This window comes from Anabaena subtropica FACHB-260, from assembly GCF_014697105.1.
Lineage (GTDB): Bacteria > Cyanobacteriota > Cyanobacteriia > Cyanobacteriales > Nostocaceae > Trichormus > Trichormus subtropicus.
Genome location: NZ_JACJRF010000008.1, coordinates 96879 through 115017 on the forward strand (window position 1 = coordinate 96879; position 18139 = coordinate 115017).

Genomic DNA, 18139 nt, shown 5'->3' on the forward strand with positions numbered 1-18139 from the left:
TCCATAGTCCATAGTTTAAAACTCTATTGACTGTTGACTAATGACTAACTTAAAACCTTTCCCCAATACCAAAGTTAATGCGGCTATCACCATCATCATTGATACCGTAGTCAATACGAATTGGCCCCAATGGTGATTGCACGCGCACACCAAGACCATAACCGTAGCCGCTACCACTTTTATTCAGCACTTCAGCTGTTCTAGTACCTGTTCCCAGGTCGCTACCAAAATCAAGGAATAGAGCGCCACTGACCACAGAGAAGACAGGAAAACGATACTCAACAGATGCTTGGACAAAGCTGCGTCCGCTACCTAATGCACCTTCTTCGTAACCCCGTACAGAGTTACTACCACCAAGGCTAAAGGCTTCATAGGGTGGTAAATCACCAAGGACTGTACCACCTTGTATATTAAAGGCTATAGTTTCAGGCCCTCTGGCAAAACCAGTGAATTTGACAGGAAGATATTGACTGTAACTACCCCGTAATCTGGTGAGAAAAATATTACCTGAGCCTACTGGTACTGATTGATCTACTCCAAAACGTAGGTAAGAACCGCTAGTAGGCTGCAAGGGGTTATTGCGGAGATCGCGTTGCGCTCCCAGTTGCAAAAGTAATAAATCATCTTCACCACTACCAGAGAAGCTGAGGGGAACATTTTCACTGATGCGGTTGCCATTATCGTCAAACACAGCCCCTTCTCTTCTCAAGTTACCATCGGCATCACGGGCGCTAACTCGCTGATACTGTAAACCAGCTGAAGCAGTCCATTCTGCTCTCTCAAAGGGATTAGCTGACAGAGGACGGGTGAAAGTGACACCGCCACCTAGACGAGTAACACGGGGACGGTCTTGCTGGTTTGTATCAGTCTCATTACCGGGGTCAAATGTTCTAATATCTTGGTCTTTACCGTCAAAAATTAATGATATGGAACGACGGCGGAAAATATTTGCTGTGTAGGAAGTACGGTAAGGGTCACCCGCAATCCAAGGGTCTGTGAAACGGAGGTCGAACAGTAGTTCTCGTTCACCTACCTGTACTTCTGCTCCTAGTTTCTGGTTTCTACCACCCAAGTTTTGCTGTTGATAACTGACTGTACCAAATAATCCACTAGCTGAACTAATACCAGCACCAGCCGCGATGGAACCGCTACTGCGTTCAACCACATTCACGACTACATTCACTGTGGTGGGGTCTGTCCCAGGATCAAGAGAAACATTGACATCTTCAAACAATCCTGTGCCGAATACTCGTTGTAGGTCTTGCTGTACTTTGTTGCGATTAAATACTTGTCCTGGTTGTAATTCTACTTCCCGCGTGATTATGTAATCCCGTGTCCGTCCCCGAATTGGTTGTCCTTGTTCGTCAACTTCCTGACCTTCTTTGTTGCGAAACCGGACGTTAATATTTTCTACAACCCCTTCTGCTACTTGCAGGGTGACAACTCCTGTTTCGGAAACTTGGGGCGCACCAATAACGTTGGCTAGTACATAACCTTGGTCTTGATAACGTTTGGTTAATTCTTTAATACCTTCTTGTAAATCACGCAGGTTAAGTATCCTACCATACTGAGCGCGAAAGATTTCATCAGCAGTGGCAGGAGGTAGTACGGAGGGAACCTTAGTACCAGGATTAGCTTGAATTTCTACCTTTGTTAAGACGGGGTTGGGCTGAACCACGAAGCTGACTCTCACCCCCAGAGGAGTATCTTCTGGCACTGCTTGGACGTTGGAGAAAAAGCCAGTGCCGAAGATGGCGTTAATATCTTCTTGTAACTGGGAACGGGTGGTTGTCCGTCCTGGTTGGGTACGAATTACATTGTAAACTTGGGTTTCTAATTCGGGTGTTAGTACACCTGCTTGTGGTCTGACTAAGACTTCTGATACCAACACACGGGGTTCAGTAGTTTCAGTAGTTTCAGGATTAGTACTCGGAGTGTTGAAATTTCCTGTCCCAGGAGTAGTCTCAGGGGCTGGTGTAGGTGCTTGTTGCTCAGTAGTTGGAGGGGCTACTTCTGGCTGGGTATCAGGTTGTGGCTCTGGAGCTTGTACAAGTTGTTTGGCGGTTGTTGTTGGGGTTTGGGAGGAAATGATGACGGGGGTATTAGGGATTGGGGAGGAGAAATTTTCATTCTTTTGTTGTGGGTGAGATGGCGTTCCGTCTACCGCAGATCTCTCGTGATTAATTGTCTGAGGATGAATCTTTAAAGCAGCAATTAATTTTGATTTTCTAACGTCCGCAGGAGAAGCCGAACTCTGTGAGTTCGGCTGTTGAATGGGAGTATTTGTAGCTACCTGATTTTTGACTGGATTTAGAGAATCTTTCTCCAAACCTTTCTTCCGCAAGGAGAGGGGTTTTGAATTTTCCCCCTTCTCTAGTAGAGGAGGCTGGGGGGTGAGGTTTTGTGTTAACTTTTCTACACGATGTGAAAAGTTAGGTGTAGATGCTGATGTTTCTAGGGTCGGTACGATTATCTCTTTTGTTGCTGTTGTTGCGGACTTTGTTGACTTGTTTGATGATAATTCAACAGATGGGGATTGAATATGTTCCACTCCCTTAACAACCGTTACATCGGACGGGGATTCTGAACTGACATTTTGTTCTGGCTGCTGATTTGCCGCCGATGGGAACGCTTCTAATGTTTGTTCTAAACTGTTAGAAGTTTGGGCATTTGCAGTTAAAGAAATACTTAAGGGTGCTGCAATTGCTACAGCTACCACCAATACAGGAGATAAACGCATTTTATTTTAATTCCTTTCTTCCTCTTCACATCCACACACCATTACCAGGCGATCGCTCTTTTATACCAACGGTAAAAGAACAAATATACTTGTTTGTTTTGCCATCAGCAAAAATTATTCTAGTTTAAGCTTGAGTTTTCATACATTTAACTTTTAATTTCTACTGCTTGTAGTACTCTTTGTAAAACCTCCTGATAAGCATCTTCTACATTTCCTAAGTCACGCCGGAAACGGTCTTTATCCATGACTCGGCGATTGGGATCTGCTTCTGCTGTGTTCCACAAACGGCAGGTGTCAGGACTAATTTCATCTGCCAGTAGCAGTTGTTGTTGTGAGTCCAAACCAAATTCTAGTTTGAAGTCTACTAGAGTAATACCGCAACTGTGCCAGAAATTTTTGAGGAAATCATTGATTTGCAATGCAAGATGAGTAATTGCATCTACTTGTTCCGCCGTGGCTAGTTCCATCAATAGCAGGCGATCGCGTGTTAATAGTGGATCTCCCAACTGATCGTTTTTATAATAAAACTCCACTAGGGGCTGTTTTAAGACTGTACCCAGTTCTATACCTGTTTGTTGACACAAACTACCAGCCGCAATATTACGGATAACCACTTCAACAGGTACTATCTTGACTGCTTTCACCCTCATTTGATTAGGGTTAGGGCTATCAATGAAGTGAGTTTTGATACCAGATGCTTCCAACTGCTGAAAAAGTTGGCTGGAAATGCTACAGTTTATATTCCCTTTACCAAGGATACTGCCACGCTTTTGAGCGTTGAAGGCAGTGGCATCATCTTTAAAATCAGCCAATAATACTTCTGGGTCGTCGGTGGTATAGAGAATTTTAGCTTTGCCTTCGTATAGCTTGGAATGAACAGACATGGTGGGAAGTAAAGTTTGAGCGATGAGCAGCTTTTGCCCTTTCGGGCTTCACCATTTTATCTTTAGTTATTCACGATTAGCTATTCACCTGTACTCGGTGAACCAATTTTAGATTTAGCTTTAACCAAGGGCACGGATAATTTTTCCTCAAGTCACTGCATCCAATACGACTACCAGATTTCTTTTCCCCCTACTTCCCCTGCTTACACAGCATTCTCTAAGTTTCCTGCGGGACTTTTTTTTAGTTGGAAGTCCCTGATGTGATGAAAATTTAGACCATCACAGACTAACCTCTTACTTTCAGTAGAAGACTAGACTCTTTTTTTTGAGATATTTTCACTACTAAGATTAGCTCTTTTCACATAAATATAAAGGTACATAAATATAAACAATAACTTTTGTAACTATTTAAGATTTCCTGTTAACTTAAGGTATAAATTGATACTTTTAATCTTGAGATTATAAAATATAATCAATAAGCCATTTTTTGAAATTAAGATTAAAGTAAGCTGATCAATATGTTTGGCGGCTTCTGTAGCAAGTTTGGTAACCAATAGTTACCATAAATATCTCAAAAATGTATCTAAGCATACAGAAAAAAACAACAGCATTTTTTAATTAATCAAATATTATTTTCTGGAAAAATTTAAATAAATGAGGTAGTTAATAGTAGAAGTACTTTGTGTGTCCCGAAGTATGTTGAACAGGCTGCTACTTATTCAACTTCAGATGTTAAACAAGAAGGAGTTAAATAACATGGGAAAAACAATAATGAAAAAAGACAATTTTCTCTATCCTCGTGGTCGTTATTACGGTCAAGTTAAGCCAGAAAATTTAGTTTTTAATGCTAATTTACAGGAATTTGCTCAAAGAGTAAGTTACGTTTGCAACTTAGAAACTGGTGGAAAACTGTCACCAGACGAAGCTTACAACCAAATAAAAGCGCTGTGGAAAAACTTAAAACGCACTAAAAAACAATTGCAAATTGGCGAAAATCTATTTCAGGATGGAGATGATCATCCTGAAAGTTGAGGATGATATAAAAGTCCGGTCAGTATAAAAGAAAATAATTTAATTACTTGGAGATCATTGTCCATACGCCATCCCAATTTTCTGGAGGCGGTGTTCGTTGGTAATTGGAGGCGCGTTCTAGGTGAATATTAACCGCTTGGTCTGTGGGTCGGATATGTTTAGCCGAGTTAAAACAAGCGATCGCCTGTGTAAAATTACGAGATAAGTAGGCACTCCGGCCATGATGATAATGAAAAAGAAACTCCTGAGTGTTAGCATCTAGGGGAGTGTTGCAGCAGCTAATTAACTCGTAGATATTCACCGCTTGATGTTTGCCTTTAACACGGATTTTATCTAACTGGCGTACCCAAATGCGATCGCTGCAAAGTTGGTAAGTGAACTCACTGAGAATGATGTCACAACCGTATTCTTTGGTTACAGTTTCCAGGCGTGAACTTAAATTTACACCATCACCAATAACAGTGTAATCCATGCGTTTGTGGGAACCGATATTGCCAGAAACCACTTCCCCAGAACTAATACCAATACCAATCTTAATTTGTGGTTGTGCCTGAATAATTCGCCTTTGGTTAAATTCCTTTAGACGTTGGCGCATATCTAAGGCTGATTGTACTGCTTGCCAACCATGATTTTCGCTCAATGGTAGTGGCGCACCAAAAACAGCCATTAAAGCATCACCGATAAATTTATCTAGAGTACCTTCGTAGTTAAAAACTGCCTCAACCATTGTTTCAAAATACTGATTCAGCAGTGATACTACTTCAGCTGCTCCCAGATTTTCGGTCAGTGTGGTGTAACCCCGGATATCTGAAAATAAAATAGTCACATCTTTGCGCTCACCCACCATTAAAGCATCTTCCCCTAATGCCATTACCTGTTCAGCTACATGGGGTGTGAGGTAACGATACATGGTAGTTTTCAGGCGTTTTTCTTGACTGATATCTTCCAAAACCACCAAACCACCACGGACTCCGCCTTCTGGGTTCGTCAAGGGATTGACTGTGAGATTAATGCTGCGTTCTAAGACTTGTACTTCTTCAGGAGTGAGACATTTAGACTGGGGAGTTGGAGGTAAATTCCAGGGTAAAAAAATATTGGGGTTAGAGCGATCGCGTACTGTCAAAATAGAATAATCTGGAGTTTCATGTGAAACTCGTCCTTCGGAAGTTGGTAATTGATAAATACCCACTGTCAAACTTTGCTCTGGCACATAATGTTTAGCACCACTTTTTAAACTATCTTCTAAGCGCATCTGCAAATTTTCAATTGGTACAAGCTCCCAAACTACGCGACCAATTAAATTTTGTTCCCACAACAGCTTATTGCTTTTATTATTAGTATCTCCCAAAGGACAACCTAGCAATTCCAAGGCTGCATCATTAATTGTGACAATTCTTCCCGCCATATCTGTGGAAATTACAGCATCTGACAAGCTTTGCAAAATGTCTTTTTGGTATTGTTTTTCTAGCAATACATTTTCAAATAAGCGAGCATTTTCTAGAGCAATTCCTGCTTGAATATTAAAAGCCCGCATAAATTCTTCATCAGAAGCTGTAAAACTTCCTTGCTGCTTATTAATTAACTGTGTGACTCCAATCAATTCATTTGCTGAATTAAATACAGGCAAACACAGAATATTCCGCGTTAAATAACCTGTTTTTCTATCTGTTGTCGGATCAAAACGTGGGTCTTTATAAGCATCAGGAATATTTAGTGCATCACCCGTAGAAGCTACATAACCAGCAATGCCACGGTTAGCAGAAATACGAATTTCCATTAAGTTTGTGGTATCTGCTGCTGCTGCTACTTTAGTCCACAATTCACCCATTTCTTTGCGATATAGAAACAATGTGCTGCGGTCTGCTTGCATTAAAATTCGCGCTTGTTCCATCACTATTTGCAAAGTAGCTTCTAAATCTAAACTTTGTCCTAGTGTTTGAGTAGCACGCAAAAGCGCTGCTACCCCACGTTGATTGCGAGCTGCTACATAAAAAGATTGACAGGTTTCTAAAATAATTCCAATAGAGGCAGCAAAGTCATGAAAAGACTCCTCATCATTTTGATTAAACGGTATATTACCAGTCTTATTTGCTAGTTGTACTACTGCCACAATCTGATTTTTGCTACTCACAACAGGCATACATAAAATATTGTGAATTTTGTAGCCCATTTGTTTCTCTAATTCTGGACTAAACAAAGGATGAGTAGCAGTTTCAGAAATATTTAAATATTGACCTGTGCTGGCAACATGACCAGGAATCCCCACAGTAATGGGAGTCCGAATTTCTAAAAATTTCTGCCCATTATCTCGCGGTACTTTTGACCATAATTGACCTTTATCATAATCGACTAAAAAAATAGCTGTATGTTCTGCTTGGAGAATTTGACCAATTTTCAGTGTAATAGCTTCTAATACTTTCTCCAACATATTTTCTAGAGCTTCATTATTAATGAGTTCAATTGCTCTAAGAAACTGTTGAAATTCGGCAGTGATAAAGTCTAGTAAGCAAACAAATTCGTTAACAGAAAGGTCTTTGACTCGTCGCAACAAAGCATGGGTACGATTAACTTGAGTCAGTTCTGTTAATGAAGCTAAAACGCTACCAGGATTAGGAAGAGTCATTAGTTATTGGTCAATAGTCATTGGTCATTAATTCTCTTTTCCCCCTGCTCCCCTGCTTCCTTCAGGCTACTTTTGTCAACTTTTCTGTAATTAGCACTTTTTGGTAATAATCTTGTAGTTGACGCGTAGCTGCTGCCCATCCCCATCTTTCTGCTTCCCGACGAGCATTTTGACGGATGGTATCACGTTCTTGTGCATTTTCTAAAAGGCGGATAGTAGCATTAATGGCATCTTGAATATCGGCTTTGGGGTCAAAAAGATAACCATTTACCCCATCTGTGACAATATCAGGAATGCCACCGGAACGGGCTGCAACAACTGGACAGCCAGCCGCCATTGCTTCTAGTAATACCAAACCTAGTGTTTCTGTCCGAGATGGGAAGATAAAAGCATCAGCACTAGCAAAAGCAGAACCTAATTCCCGTCCCATGAGGTAGCCAACAAAATGGGTATTGGTGCCGGAAAAGTGTTTTTCTAATGCTTGACGGTGGGGGCCGTCTCCCACCAGTGCTAATCGCGCTTGGGGAATTGCCTCTAGGATGGGTTTGATACGCTCAATTTCCTTTTCGGCAGAAAGACGACCTACATATAGTAATAGGGGGCTTTCTGGATGATTTTGTGAGAGCCGCGATCGCATTTCTAAATTAGCTAAATCAGGATGAAATAATTCTGTATCAACTCCCCGTTGCCATAAATCTACCCGTTCAATACCATGTCCTGATAGTTCTTCTACCATCGCTGTAGAGGTGCAAAGATTTAAGGATGCTTGATTATGCACTCCTTTTAAAAGTTCCCACAACAACCCTTCTAGCATCCCCAAACCATAATGCTGGAGATATTGGGGTAGATGAGTATGATAAGAAGCAACTAAGGGGATTTTCTGGACTTTACTATAAAAGATTCCAGACAAGCCCAAGACTGCCGGATTCACAACATGAATAATATCTGGTTGAAACGCTTCTAGGGCGTAACCAATGGCTGGGCGAGGAAGTGCCATTTTTAACTCTGGATACAGAGGTAAGGGAAAGCCGCTTACGCCGTAAACTTTCGCTCCTTTGTGTTCAGTGATCCCACCATCAGGGGCAATTACTAAGACTTGATTTCCAATACGTTGTAAATGATCAACGGTGTGGCGCAGGCGTGTCACAATGCCGTCAACCTTAGGCAAAAAGGTTTCGGTGAATAGAGCAATTCTCATACAAAACTATTCAGTACCAGGAAATTGTCCCAACTTCTGTTGAATTTCGATATCTACAACAGAGTAAACTGTCTCCTGTGCTGTAATCAATTCTGTACAGCCAGAATTAATGTTTTGTCGCCAAATAGTTCGTTTTGAAAGAAAGGGTTCAGGGTTTTAGGGGAAAAGTAGATTCTAAATTCTTTCCTCATACCCTTACACCCTTACACCCTTAAAAAGCCAAATTAATTTCTATGCCAAGAAACTTTGGGTAAAATCTGCTTGTGATCAACTCGTTTTTGATACTTGACAGCAAAGTTTAACAGAGAATCGAGCAGAGAATCAGAGAGTAAGTGAGGTTGTAGACCTAAGTCGAGCAGTTTAGTATTTTTGGCGTTGAAGTAATGTTCTTCTTTTTCGACTCTGGGATTATCGAGGTTATTAATTTCCACATTTAGTCCCAAAGCATTACCAGCTTTTTTCACCATTAATGCCAAATCACCAATGCTAAATAGTTCGGTAAATTGGTTAAAGACGCGGAATTCACCTGATGGGGCAGGATTAGCGATCGCTAGTTCAATACATCGTACCGTATCCCGAATATCCAAAAATCCTCGCGTTTGTCCACCCTTACCGTAAACAGTCAGAGGATGACCAATTGCAGCTTGAATACAGAAACGGTTTAACGCTGTACCAAATACACCATCGTAATCCAATCGGTTGATTAATAATTCGTCCATCCCCGTTTCTTCGGTGAGAACGCCGTAAACCACACCTTGGTTTAAGTCTGTTGCCCGCAATCCCCAAATCCGACAAGCAAAGTGGATATTGTGGCTGTCGTGAACTTTACTTAAGTGATACATTGAACCAGGCTGCTTGGGATAAGGTAGGGTATCCTTGCGTCCATTATGTTCAATAGTGATATAGCCTTCCTCGATATCAATATTGGGTGTGCCGTATTCCCCCATTGTTCCCAACTTGACTAGGTGACAGTCAGGAAAATCTTCCTTCATGGCATACAGCAAGTTCAAAGTACCAACAACGTTATTGACCTGGGTAACAACTGCGTGTTCACGGTCAATCATCGAAAATGGTGCTGAACGCTGTTCACCAAAATGGACTATGGCATTTGGCTCAAATTTGTGCAACGTCTTCTGGAGAAATTCATAGTTGGTGATATCGCCAACGAACAGGTCAATAGGTTTCCCTGTTAAATCTTGCCAGCGCTGGAGACGTTGCTGAATTGGTGCGATCGGAGTCAGAGTTTCGATACCCAGTTCATTATCCCAGTGCCGACGCACCAAACTATCTAATATTCCAACTTCATAACCGCGATTGGAAAGATAAAGTGCGGTTGCCCAACCGCAATATCCATCGCCACCAATAACTAGGACTTTCATTTTCACCAGTTTGTACTCGCTGTTAGCTAAATCTACCAGTTTTCTGTCCCTGCTCACTCATCATTCTGATGGATGTGGCGAAATGAGGGAGATGAGGGAGAAATTTTTCCTGCTCCTCTACCCCTCATCTCCTCGTAATCCGATACTGTTGGGCAATGTAATCAAACCAGGCTTATTGTAAAGAAGTGTGACAAAAATACCGTCAAAGCGTCTTGCTGTCTTGACAACAAAGCAGGGAATCGATAACGTAATATACATACCCGGGTAAGGCCATCGAAAAGTTATATGCAAACTAAGCAAAAGGTTACGTTATATCTATCACCGGAACTACACAAGAAGCTGAAAATTCGTTCGGCAGTCGATTCGGAACCGATGTCAGAACTTGCTGAACGCGCCCTTGTTTTCTACCTCACTAACTCAGATTTAGTTGATGAATTAGAGGCTTCCGCTTACGGACGAACTCATAAAGTTTATTCATGTCCTAATTGTGAAAGTTCACTGGTCTTACGTGATGGAGAACTGGTGGCTTTAGGAAGTCAACCAGGATTAATTGGTCAAGACCATCTTCCTAATGATGAAATGGTTGAAGAGGAAACCCATCCCAAGGGTGAGGAAGAATTAGTTCCTTGCTAGGTACGAATTAGGAAGGAATTTATAATTCGGTTGTTGTCCCCAACAAAACGATGTCTTTACTGTACTAGGGTCTCAAGAAGGTCGATTTATGAAAGAAGAGCTCAACATTCTCATTCAAGCTCAATACCCACTAATCTACCTTGTGACCTCCGAGGAAGAACGGGCAGAGCAGGCAATTTCCACAATCGCCCAAGTGTTAAGGCCTCAACGGCGAGTGTTTGTTTGGACAGTAACTCATGGCATCGTGGAGTATGGTCAACCCCGGAATGTAAGCCAACACAACACTGTTTCGCCAGAAGCGGCGATAGACTGGATTATCCGGCAGAAAGAACCCGGTATATTTATTCTTAAAGATTTACATCCATTTATTGATGCTCCTGCTACTACAAGGTCATTGCGTGATGCGATCGCTAGCTTCAAGGGAATGCAAAAGAACATCATTTTGATGTCACCGATGCAGCAAGTACCTATAGAGCTAGAAAAAGAAGTAGTAGTTATAGATTTCCGATTACCGGATATGTCTGAGTTAAACAAAGTTTTAACTCACCATCTAGACCAGAATCGCGGACGACGCTTGACGACAGAAGCGAGAGAAAAGCTCCTCAGAGCAGCTTTGGGCTTAACCAAAGATGAAGCTGAGAAAGTCTATCGGAAAGCGCAGGTGACTACAGGACGCTTAACCGAAGAAGAAGTAGATATAGTTCTATCTGAGAAAAAGCAACTAATTCGGCGTAATGGCATCTTAGAATACATAGAAGAAGATGAAACCATAGACGCTGTAGGTGGCTTAGAAGAATTAAAGAAATGGCTCACACAACGCTCAAATGCATTTACAGAAAGAGCTAGAGAGTATGGTTTACCCCAACCAAAAGGGATGCTAATCTTAGGGGTTCCCGGTTGTGGTAAGTCATTAATCGCCAAGACCACGTCCCGCCTGTGGGGTTTACCCCTGCTGCGTTTGGATATGGGTCGAGTTTACGACGGTTCGATGGTGGGGAGAAGTGAAGCTAATCTGCGTAACGCCCTGAAGACAGCAGAATCTATCTCACCAGCGATTCTGTTTATTGACGAACTAGATAAATCCTTTGCTGGTAGTTCGGGTTCTGGTGACTCCGACGGTGGTACATCCAGCAGGATTTTTGGGTCTTTCCTCACATGGATGCAAGAGAAAAAATCTCCAGTGTTTGTCATGGCTACAGCCAACCGAGTAGAACGCTTACCTGGGGAATTTTTGAGGAAGGGTCGTTTTGATGAAATTTTCTTTGTGGATCTGCCCACTCCTGAGGAAAGGAGTGATATATTCAAGATCCACCTGAGTAAACGCCGTGAAGACATCACCCGTTTTGATTTGGAGCAACTCGCCAAGATGTCTGATGGTTTTTCCGGGGCAGAAATTGAACAAGCGCTAGTTGCGGCAATGTACGAAGCATTTGCCCAAGATCGTGAGTTCACCCAATTAGATATTATTGCTGCGCTTAAAGCTACATTGCCACTGTCTCGCACGATGCAAGAACAGGTAACAGCCCTAAGAGACTGGGCTAGACAGAGGGCAAGACCCGCCGCAGCCTCCGTCGCTGAATACCAGCGCATGGAGTTTTAAAAGCTTTCCCTTGCTAACCCAAGGGGAAAGGCTAGCCCAAAAAGCTAGCAGTTACGAGAAAAAAGCCGTTCCCACATATGCGCGGCTTCCCTGAAAAAAACGTTGTCCTTTTTCTGAATCTTCTCATTGGAGGAAACCCAAATGTCTCACTTTAGCACTCTTCGCACCAAAATCACCGATGCAGAAATCCTCAAAGCTTCCCTGCGCGACCTGGGCATTAGCGTAAAGACTGAAGCTGATGTTCGTGGTTACAATGGTCAGCGCGTTCGTTCAGATATCGTTGCAGTTTTGGAAGGCGAATATGATTTAGGTTGGTCTCGCAACAGCGATGGTTCCTTCGACCTCATTGCTGACCTGTGGGGCGTTGCTAAAAAGCACAACCAAACCGAGTTAATCAACTCCATCAACCAAAAATACGCTGTTAACAAAACCTTAGCTGAAGTAAAACAGCGCGGTCTGCAAAATGCAAATGTGAAGTTGGTATTGCAATAACAATTTCTCTGCGCGTTCCCAAAGCTGCACGGGTTAACCAATTAATAGCGGTTAGCCCGCTTTTTTTTATTTGTTAATTGCTACTGAGTCTAAGAATCCATCGGTTCAGCCGATCTCATTCTTTCTTCACCTACTTCAGCCTTTGCTTCTGCGATGATATCTTCCCAGTTTTCTTTCAATTCTTCTATAGTTTCTTTGTTCCTTTCATAAAGAGCAATTCCGCTTTTGACAACTGCTTTGGCTATTGGTCTACCAACACCACCTATTACTGGTAGAAATATGGGTACAAGAACTATTCCTACAATACCTGTAATTCCTAATCCTTCCGCTAAATCTCCCAGGTCTGGCAAAAGTTTAATTGACATAGTATTTTTTCATCCCTATGTTTTACTTAATTTTAATTTAGCTCTTTTTTCAAGCTATATATAAAAACATCACGCAATGTAATGTAATGGAAACTAGAAGTAAATCGACAAATTTAAATTTGAGTTTGCTATATATTTCATCTGTTATGAAATATGTCAGATCATAAAAATTGGTGTTGAAACATCTTTTATAATTGATTTGTATCACAATCCGAATGTTGCGATCGCTTCCCGCAGAGCGCAGGTCATCGCATAGTCAAACTTCTGCGGAACTCAAGCGGTACATAATCGCTTAAAGATACTCACGTAAGAAATCGAAGGGATCGTCTTCCCAGCACGGTTCTGGTATCATCAACAGCAAATTACCGTTGATGTCAGCTTCAACTTCATCAATGTCTTCTCTGTCGAATAATTCTAATAAGGCTTTCCAGTCTCGATCCTTCAGAGAAGTAAATACTGGAGCGTATATCTGTGGATTGATTGGATAATTCACAGGCAAAATTTGAGTTGACTGATGCAAAAATTGGGTTTTGAGACTGGTAAACATTCATATTTTAGCTTGAACCTGGAAATTCTCATATATGCAAATTTCCGTAGTAGATTGCACCTATTACATAATTAGTCAACAGTCAACAGATTTTTAAACTATGGACTATTGACTATTGATACCCCAAACACTTCTGCAAAAGCTTGGACAATATGAACTCGTACTTCTTGACAAGTAATTCCTGGTATCCATTCAGCTAAACTGCCTACAGGCTTATCAGCAATACCACAAGGGACAATTTGCCGAAACCCTGTCATGTCGGGACAGACATTTAAAGCAAAACCGTGCATGGTAATCCAACGACTGACTTTAATCCCAATTGCTGCAACTTTCCGTCCTTCTATCCAAACTCCAGTCAAAGACGGAAGGCGATCGCCTTTTAACCCGTAAACTATTAGTACACGAATGATAACTTCTTCTAATTGTCGCAAGTACCAATGCAAGTCTTGGCGATGGCGTTGCAGATTTAAAATCGGATACCCCACCAATTGACCGGGACAGTGGTAGGTAACTTCTCCCCCGCGTTCAATTCTATGTATCTCGAAATCACTAGAATTAGGGTCAAATTTGAGAAATTCTGAACTACTGCCTTGCCCTAAGGTATAGACTGGCGGGTGTTCTAGTAATATCAGTACATCATCTAGATTAGGGTTATCGATGCGTTGACGCAAGAGCGATCGCTGCCATGCGTGAGCCTCTAAGTATGGCATCAATCCTTTGTTATATAACAAACAACTATTTATTGGAAATTCATTACTACGGATCATGCCAAAAATCAACTGGGTTAACAACTAAATATATTTCAACTAACAGCTTGAGAGTCAACAATTGTCAAGCTTTGCAAAGGATTTTAAAGGAACATCAAGGGAAGCAGCTATAGGCAATACAAAGTGCTAGTTTGAATATATAACCACATCAGGTGTTGGGAGGAATTCTCTACAATAAGCATCACGCCAAGTTCAGAGGAACAAATACAGTGGCTGATGAATTTAAACCGAGTTGTTTGCATCTATAGTACTTGTATAATCCATTGACGATGAGCAAACCTCTTTTAACAAACAACTAAGTAACTACTATCGAGTTATGTAAAGTTTGTCTTGATGAAGCAGGAAGTGAAAATAGTTATTGCTCACACTACCTTAGTTGAGAAAAATATGCGATGATCTAATTGTCTAGCAAGCAATTGGTATTATAGAAATCAGGTAGAACTATATACAAGCAAGATGCAAAAAGCTTGGCAGGAAGAAGCTAGGATTTACATAAAAAAAGTTCACAGTTGGTGTTGGTGCAGTAAGTAGAACTTACCGCAATTTCTTTTCATCCAAAAACAACATCACATCAAATATTTTGCTATTGAGCGGGAGAGTTTACATGAAGCTTGTCATCCACGGCAAAAATATAGAAATCACCGATGCGATTCGAGAATATGTGCATCAAAAAATTGAAAAGGCAGTTAATCACTTTCAGAACATCACCAATGAAGTGGATGTCCATTTAAGCGTAGCTCGCAATCCCCGAATTAATACTAGACAAGCGGCTGAAGTTACCATCTATGCAAATGGTAGCGTTATCCGTGCCGAGGAGAGCAGCGAAAATTTATACGCAAGCATTGACTTAGTAGCAGATAAAATTTCTAGACAACTACGTAAATATAAAGAGAGAAGGCAAGATAAGAAAACTCAAGCTCAACCAACTACCGAAGTAATTGTACCAGAACCAGTAGTTGCAGATTTAATAGGCGATCGCACTCCCGAACTCCCAGGAGAAGTCGTCCGTACCAAATATTTTTCCATGCCCCCCATGACAGTTGACGAAGCCTTAGAGCAATTGCAACTAGTGGGACATGACTTTTATATGTTCCGCAACGCCGAAACCGACGAAATTAACGTGATTTACGAACGCAATCATGGCGGTTATGGTGTGATTCAACCCCGTAATAATAACGGTCACACCAACGGTAAAAACGGCAAGGTAGCCCATAATGTGATGTCGGAAAAGTCTCATAGTAGGTAAGAAACTGGGGATGAGGAAAAGTTATACTTTTTCTCCCCCATCGCCCCAAATCCTATTTAGTTGCCAACTGTTGTAAGGTTTTCAGTGCTTCTTCCACGTGTCCTTGGAAGTTAAACATCGAATCAAAAACGTACTGTATGACTCCTTGTTGGTCGATGACGTAAGTAACGCGACCGGGGAACAAACCAAAAGCGGCCGTTGCGCCGTAAAGTTTGCGTACTTGGTCGCCTTTGTCGCTCAATAATGTAAAAGGTAGATTGTATTTGGTAGCAAATTTTTGGTGAGATTCATTAGAGTCACCACTGACACCGATAATTTCAGCGCCCGTACTTTGAAAAACTTCATAGCGATCGCGGAAAGCACAAGATTCTGCTGTACATCCTGGTGTATCATCTTTGGGATAAAAGTACAACACCACCGCTTTTTTACCGCGAAACTCACTCAGACTCACAGATGAGCCGTTTTGTGCAGGTAAAGTAAAATCAGGCGCAGTGTCTCCAACTTTGACTGGCATAGAAAATTAGTAAAATATAAATTTTTTATATTTTATGACTATTTGTTAAAGCCATTAGTCATTAGTCCGAAAATCAGTTGCGTATGCCTTATCCCCTATCCCCTCTATTGTTGAAGCTCCTGCTGAAAAGTCTTGATGGCATCAACATGATTCACCATATTGATGCAACGTAACAACAAATCCAAATCAATGCCTTTGACTTCCTCACTACTAGAAATCTTTTCGTACCGTAATGCGTTGGTATCTAAGCGCAGGTGATAGACTTCTAAAACTCCATCTTCCCAAAACCACACTTCAGGAATTAACAGCCTCTTGTATGCCTCCAGTTTGTTGATACCACCACTGGTAAACACTACTTCGATTGCCAAATCGGGACGCACTCTACCAGGGGCAAGTTTATAGGATTCATCCGCTTCTCGCTTCACAGCACCCGCTTCACTTTCCAAGGTCATTGAACCAGTTGGGGTAAAGTCAAAACCTGCCATGAGTAGGTAAAATTCCAACAATGCAGCTATTCTCTTCTTAACTGTTTCGTGTGCTTCTCCAGGCATTCTCCGAATCTCCAAAACTCCATCCAAGAAAGAGAGCCGATATCCTGGACGGTCTAGCAACTGCTCAACTGCCTTAAATTCTCTCCAGGTCAGCCCTTCAAATAACAGGGGTGATTCTTTTGGGGGTTGAGCTATCACTGCTGGGGTCACGTTACTTTGCTCCTAATTCAAAATCCCCTTAAATTAATTTAGAGGGATGAAAAATAATCAGCATTCAAGGGCAATTTGTTTATTTTAACTTTTCTGACAGCAGGGCGATGCTCTCCGGTTGCATTAATCCTGTGTAAGTAAGTTTGTAACAATTAATTGATTGTGTGCAACAGGCGAGTTAGTTTAGATACTCATAAAATACAAAATTTCGTCCATGCGCCTGACTTCGCTTGATGTGTTTCGTGGTATCACCATTGCAGGGATGATTCTTGTCAACATGGCGGGAGTTGCAAATGATGTTTATCCTCCGTTAGCTCATGCTGAATGGCATGGTTGCACACCAACTGACTTAGTATTTCCCTTTTTCTTGTTCATTGTCGGTGTGGCAATGACTTTCTCTCTATCCAAATACACCCAGGAAAATAAACCAAACTCGGCTGTTTACTGGCGTATCTGCCGCCGCGCTGCTATTCTCTTTTTGTTGGGTTTGTTCCTCAACGGCTTTTGGAATCAGGGTATCGGGACGTTTGATTTAACTAACATCCGTCTGATGGGAGTGTTGCAGCGTATTAGCCTTACCTATCTGTTTGCTTCCTTGGCAGTCTTGAAACTACCGCGCCAAGGACAATGGATATTAGCTGGTGTGCTACTTATTGGCTACTGGTTGGCTATGATGTATGTCCCAGTCCCTGAGTATGGCACTGGTGTATTAACCAGAGAAGGCAACTTTGGCGCTTACATTGATCGCATAATTATACCGAAAGCTCATCTGTATGCTGGGGATGGTTACAAAAATTTGGGCGACCCAGAGGGACTTTTCAGTACGATTCCGGCTATTGTCAGTGTTTTAGCTGGTTATTTTACTGGCGACTGGATACGTAGACAAGCAGTACAAACACGTATAAGCTTAGGGTTGGCGCTATTGGGAATTGGCTGTTTAATTATTGGTTGGGCTTGGGGTTGGGTATTCCCCATTAATAAAAAACTGTGGACAAGTTCTTATGTTGTGTTTACTAGCGGTTGGGCTTTATTGCTACTCGCGGGTTGCTACGAACTAATTGAAGTCAGGTTAATCAAACGCTGGAGTAAACCTTTTGAAATTATGGGGTTAAATGCGATCGCTCTTTTCATCGCATCAGTTTTATTAATCAAAATCTTAGTCAGAACCAAAATCGGCGTAGGTGAAACCGCTATCAGCACCTACAACTGGATATATCAAAACATCTTCGCTTCCTGGGCTGGAACCTTCAACGCTTCACTATTATTTGCCCTAACCACTGTTCTATTATGGTGGGGTGTCGCCGTCCTCATGTATCGCCAACGCTGGTTCCTCAAAGTTTAACCTTCTTTCCTGCGATCGCTATGATATCAGGATATACATACATTCTTTTTTGAGGAATCCAAGGACGCTGACTCAG

16 protein-coding genes are annotated in these 18139 nt (G+C 41.7%); 6 read left to right on the forward strand and 10 right to left on the reverse strand.

What is annotated here, in order from left to right:
• Positions 1-49: 49 nt before the first annotated feature.
• Positions 50-2740 carry a BamA/TamA family outer membrane protein gene (locus H6G18_RS06995; RefSeq protein ID WP_190406368.1) on the reverse strand — a complete coding sequence of 897 codons (2691 nt, stop codon included), beginning with the start codon at positions 2738-2740 and terminating at the stop codon, positions 50-52.
• Positions 2741-2886: 146 nt separating this feature from the next.
• Positions 2887-3624 (reverse strand): phosphoribosylaminoimidazolesuccinocarboxamide synthase, encoded by a 738-nt coding sequence (gene purC, locus H6G18_RS07000; RefSeq protein WP_190406369.1) that lies wholly within the window; start codon positions 3622-3624, stop codon positions 2887-2889.
• 771 nt (positions 3625-4395) lie between these two features.
• On the opposite strand from purC, the gene H6G18_RS07005 reads away from it, so the two are divergent.
• Positions 4396-4656 (forward strand): DUF7219 family protein, encoded by a 261-nt coding sequence (locus H6G18_RS07005; protein ID WP_242040216.1) that lies wholly within the window; start codon positions 4396-4398, stop codon positions 4654-4656.
• Between the two features lie 43 nt (positions 4657-4699).
• Here the strand turns inward: H6G18_RS07005 and H6G18_RS07010 are convergent, their stop codons facing one another.
• The 3 genes from H6G18_RS07010 to H6G18_RS07020 all read right to left on the reverse strand — a co-directional run bounded on the left by H6G18_RS07010 (position 4700) and on the right by H6G18_RS07020 (position 9856).
• Positions 4700-7279, reverse strand: coding sequence for a GAF domain-containing protein (locus tag H6G18_RS07010; RefSeq protein ID WP_190406371.1), 2580 nt, complete (start codon positions 7277-7279; stop codon positions 4700-4702).
• 61 nt (positions 7280-7340) lie between these two features.
• Positions 7341-8477 (reverse strand): glycosyltransferase family 4 protein, encoded by a 1137-nt coding sequence (locus H6G18_RS07015; protein ID WP_190406372.1) that lies wholly within the window; start codon positions 8475-8477, stop codon positions 7341-7343.
• Positions 8478-8701: 224 nt separating this feature from the next.
• Entirely contained in the window at positions 8702-9856 is a 1155-nt protein-coding gene (locus tag H6G18_RS07020) for an NAD-dependent epimerase/dehydratase family protein (RefSeq protein WP_190406373.1), read from the reverse strand.
• Positions 9857-10141: 285 nt separating this feature from the next.
• On the opposite strand from H6G18_RS07020, the gene H6G18_RS07025 reads away from it, so the two are divergent.
• The 3 genes from H6G18_RS07025 to H6G18_RS07035 all read left to right on the forward strand — a co-directional run bounded on the left by H6G18_RS07025 (position 10142) and on the right by H6G18_RS07035 (position 12581).
• Positions 10142-10489: a hypothetical protein gene (locus tag H6G18_RS07025; RefSeq protein ID WP_190406374.1), complete on the forward strand. Its 348-nt coding sequence runs from the start codon at positions 10142-10144 to the stop codon at positions 10487-10489.
• Positions 10490-10577: 88 nt separating this feature from the next.
• Positions 10578-12089, forward strand: coding sequence for a stress-responsive protein Ycf46 (ycf46, locus tag H6G18_RS07030; protein WP_190406375.1), 1512 nt, complete (start codon positions 10578-10580; stop codon positions 12087-12089).
• Between the two features lie 141 nt (positions 12090-12230).
• Positions 12231-12581 (forward strand): DUF1257 domain-containing protein, encoded by a 351-nt coding sequence (locus H6G18_RS07035; RefSeq protein WP_015136553.1) that lies wholly within the window; start codon positions 12231-12233, stop codon positions 12579-12581.
• 89 nt (positions 12582-12670) lie between these two features.
• On the opposite strand, the gene H6G18_RS07040 is transcribed toward H6G18_RS07035, so the two are convergent.
• From H6G18_RS07040 to lipB, 3 genes are all read right to left on the reverse strand, one after another.
• On the reverse strand, positions 12671-12946 hold the full coding sequence (locus tag H6G18_RS07040; RefSeq protein ID WP_190406376.1) for a DUF5132 domain-containing protein: 276 nt from the start codon (positions 12944-12946) through the stop codon (positions 12671-12673).
• 292 nt (positions 12947-13238) lie between these two features.
• On the reverse strand, positions 13239-13439 hold the full coding sequence (locus H6G18_RS07045; protein ID WP_390824740.1) for a hypothetical protein: 201 nt from the start codon (positions 13437-13439) through the stop codon (positions 13239-13241).
• 152 nt (positions 13440-13591) lie between these two features.
• The gene (gene lipB / locus H6G18_RS07050) at positions 13592-14260 is read right to left on the reverse strand and encodes a lipoyl(octanoyl) transferase LipB (protein ID WP_190406378.1); all 669 of its coding nucleotides are present in this window, start codon (positions 14258-14260) and stop codon (positions 13592-13594) included.
• Between the two features lie 604 nt (positions 14261-14864).
• Between lipB and hpf the strand changes: the two genes are divergently transcribed.
• Positions 14865-15506, forward strand: coding sequence for a ribosome hibernation-promoting factor, HPF/YfiA family (hpf, locus tag H6G18_RS07055; RefSeq protein WP_190406379.1), 642 nt, complete (start codon positions 14865-14867; stop codon positions 15504-15506).
• A gap of 52 nt (positions 15507-15558) precedes the next feature.
• Here hpf and H6G18_RS07060 read toward each other — a convergent pair whose 3' ends face one another.
• The gene (locus tag H6G18_RS07060; RefSeq protein WP_190406380.1) at positions 15559-16020 is read right to left on the reverse strand and encodes a peroxiredoxin; all 462 of its coding nucleotides are present in this window, start codon (positions 16018-16020) and stop codon (positions 15559-15561) included.
• Positions 16021-16124: 104 nt separating this feature from the next.
• The gene (locus H6G18_RS07065) at positions 16125-16721 is read right to left on the reverse strand and encodes a Uma2 family endonuclease (protein ID WP_190406381.1); all 597 of its coding nucleotides are present in this window, start codon (positions 16719-16721) and stop codon (positions 16125-16127) included.
• 214 nt (positions 16722-16935) lie between these two features.
• On the opposite strand from H6G18_RS07065, the gene H6G18_RS07070 reads away from it, so the two are divergent.
• Entirely contained in the window at positions 16936-18063 is a 1128-nt protein-coding gene (locus tag H6G18_RS07070; RefSeq protein WP_190406382.1) for an acyltransferase family protein, read from the forward strand.
• The last annotated feature ends 76 nt before the right edge of the window (positions 18064-18139 follow it).

Coding starts and splice junctions, on each gene's coding strand:
- H6G18_RS06995 (WP_190406368.1), bottom strand. CDS start 2,740: ATGCGTTTATCTCCTGTATTGGTGGTAGCTGTAGCAATTGCAGCACCC.
- purC (WP_190406369.1), bottom strand. CDS start 3,624: ATGTCTGTTCATTCCAAGCTATACGAAGGCAAAGCTAAAATTCTCTAT.
- H6G18_RS07005 (WP_242040216.1), top strand. CDS start 4,396: ATGAAAAAAGACAATTTTCTCTATCCTCGTGGTCGTTATTACGGTCAA.
- H6G18_RS07010 (WP_190406371.1), bottom strand. CDS start 7,279: ATGACTCTTCCTAATCCTGGTAGCGTTTTAGCTTCATTAACAGAACTG.
- H6G18_RS07015 (WP_190406372.1), bottom strand. CDS start 8,477: ATGAGAATTGCTCTATTCACCGAAACCTTTTTGCCTAAGGTTGACGGC.
- H6G18_RS07020 (WP_190406373.1), bottom strand. CDS start 9,856: ATGAAAGTCCTAGTTATTGGTGGCGATGGATATTGCGGTTGGGCAACC.
- H6G18_RS07025 (WP_190406374.1), top strand. CDS start 10,142: ATGCAAACTAAGCAAAAGGTTACGTTATATCTATCACCGGAACTACAC.
- ycf46 (WP_190406375.1), top strand. CDS start 10,578: ATGAAAGAAGAGCTCAACATTCTCATTCAAGCTCAATACCCACTAATC.
- H6G18_RS07035 (WP_015136553.1), top strand. CDS start 12,231: ATGTCTCACTTTAGCACTCTTCGCACCAAAATCACCGATGCAGAAATC.
- H6G18_RS07040 (WP_190406376.1), bottom strand. CDS start 12,946: ATGTCAATTAAACTTTTGCCAGACCTGGGAGATTTAGCGGAAGGATTA.
- lipB (WP_190406378.1), bottom strand. CDS start 14,260: ATGATCCGTAGTAATGAATTTCCAATAAATAGTTGTTTGTTATATAAC.
- hpf (WP_190406379.1), top strand. CDS start 14,865: ATGAAGCTTGTCATCCACGGCAAAAATATAGAAATCACCGATGCGATT.
- H6G18_RS07060 (WP_190406380.1), bottom strand. CDS start 16,020: ATGCCAGTCAAAGTTGGAGACACTGCGCCTGATTTTACTTTACCTGCA.
- H6G18_RS07070 (WP_190406382.1), top strand. CDS start 16,936: ATGCGCCTGACTTCGCTTGATGTGTTTCGTGGTATCACCATTGCAGGG.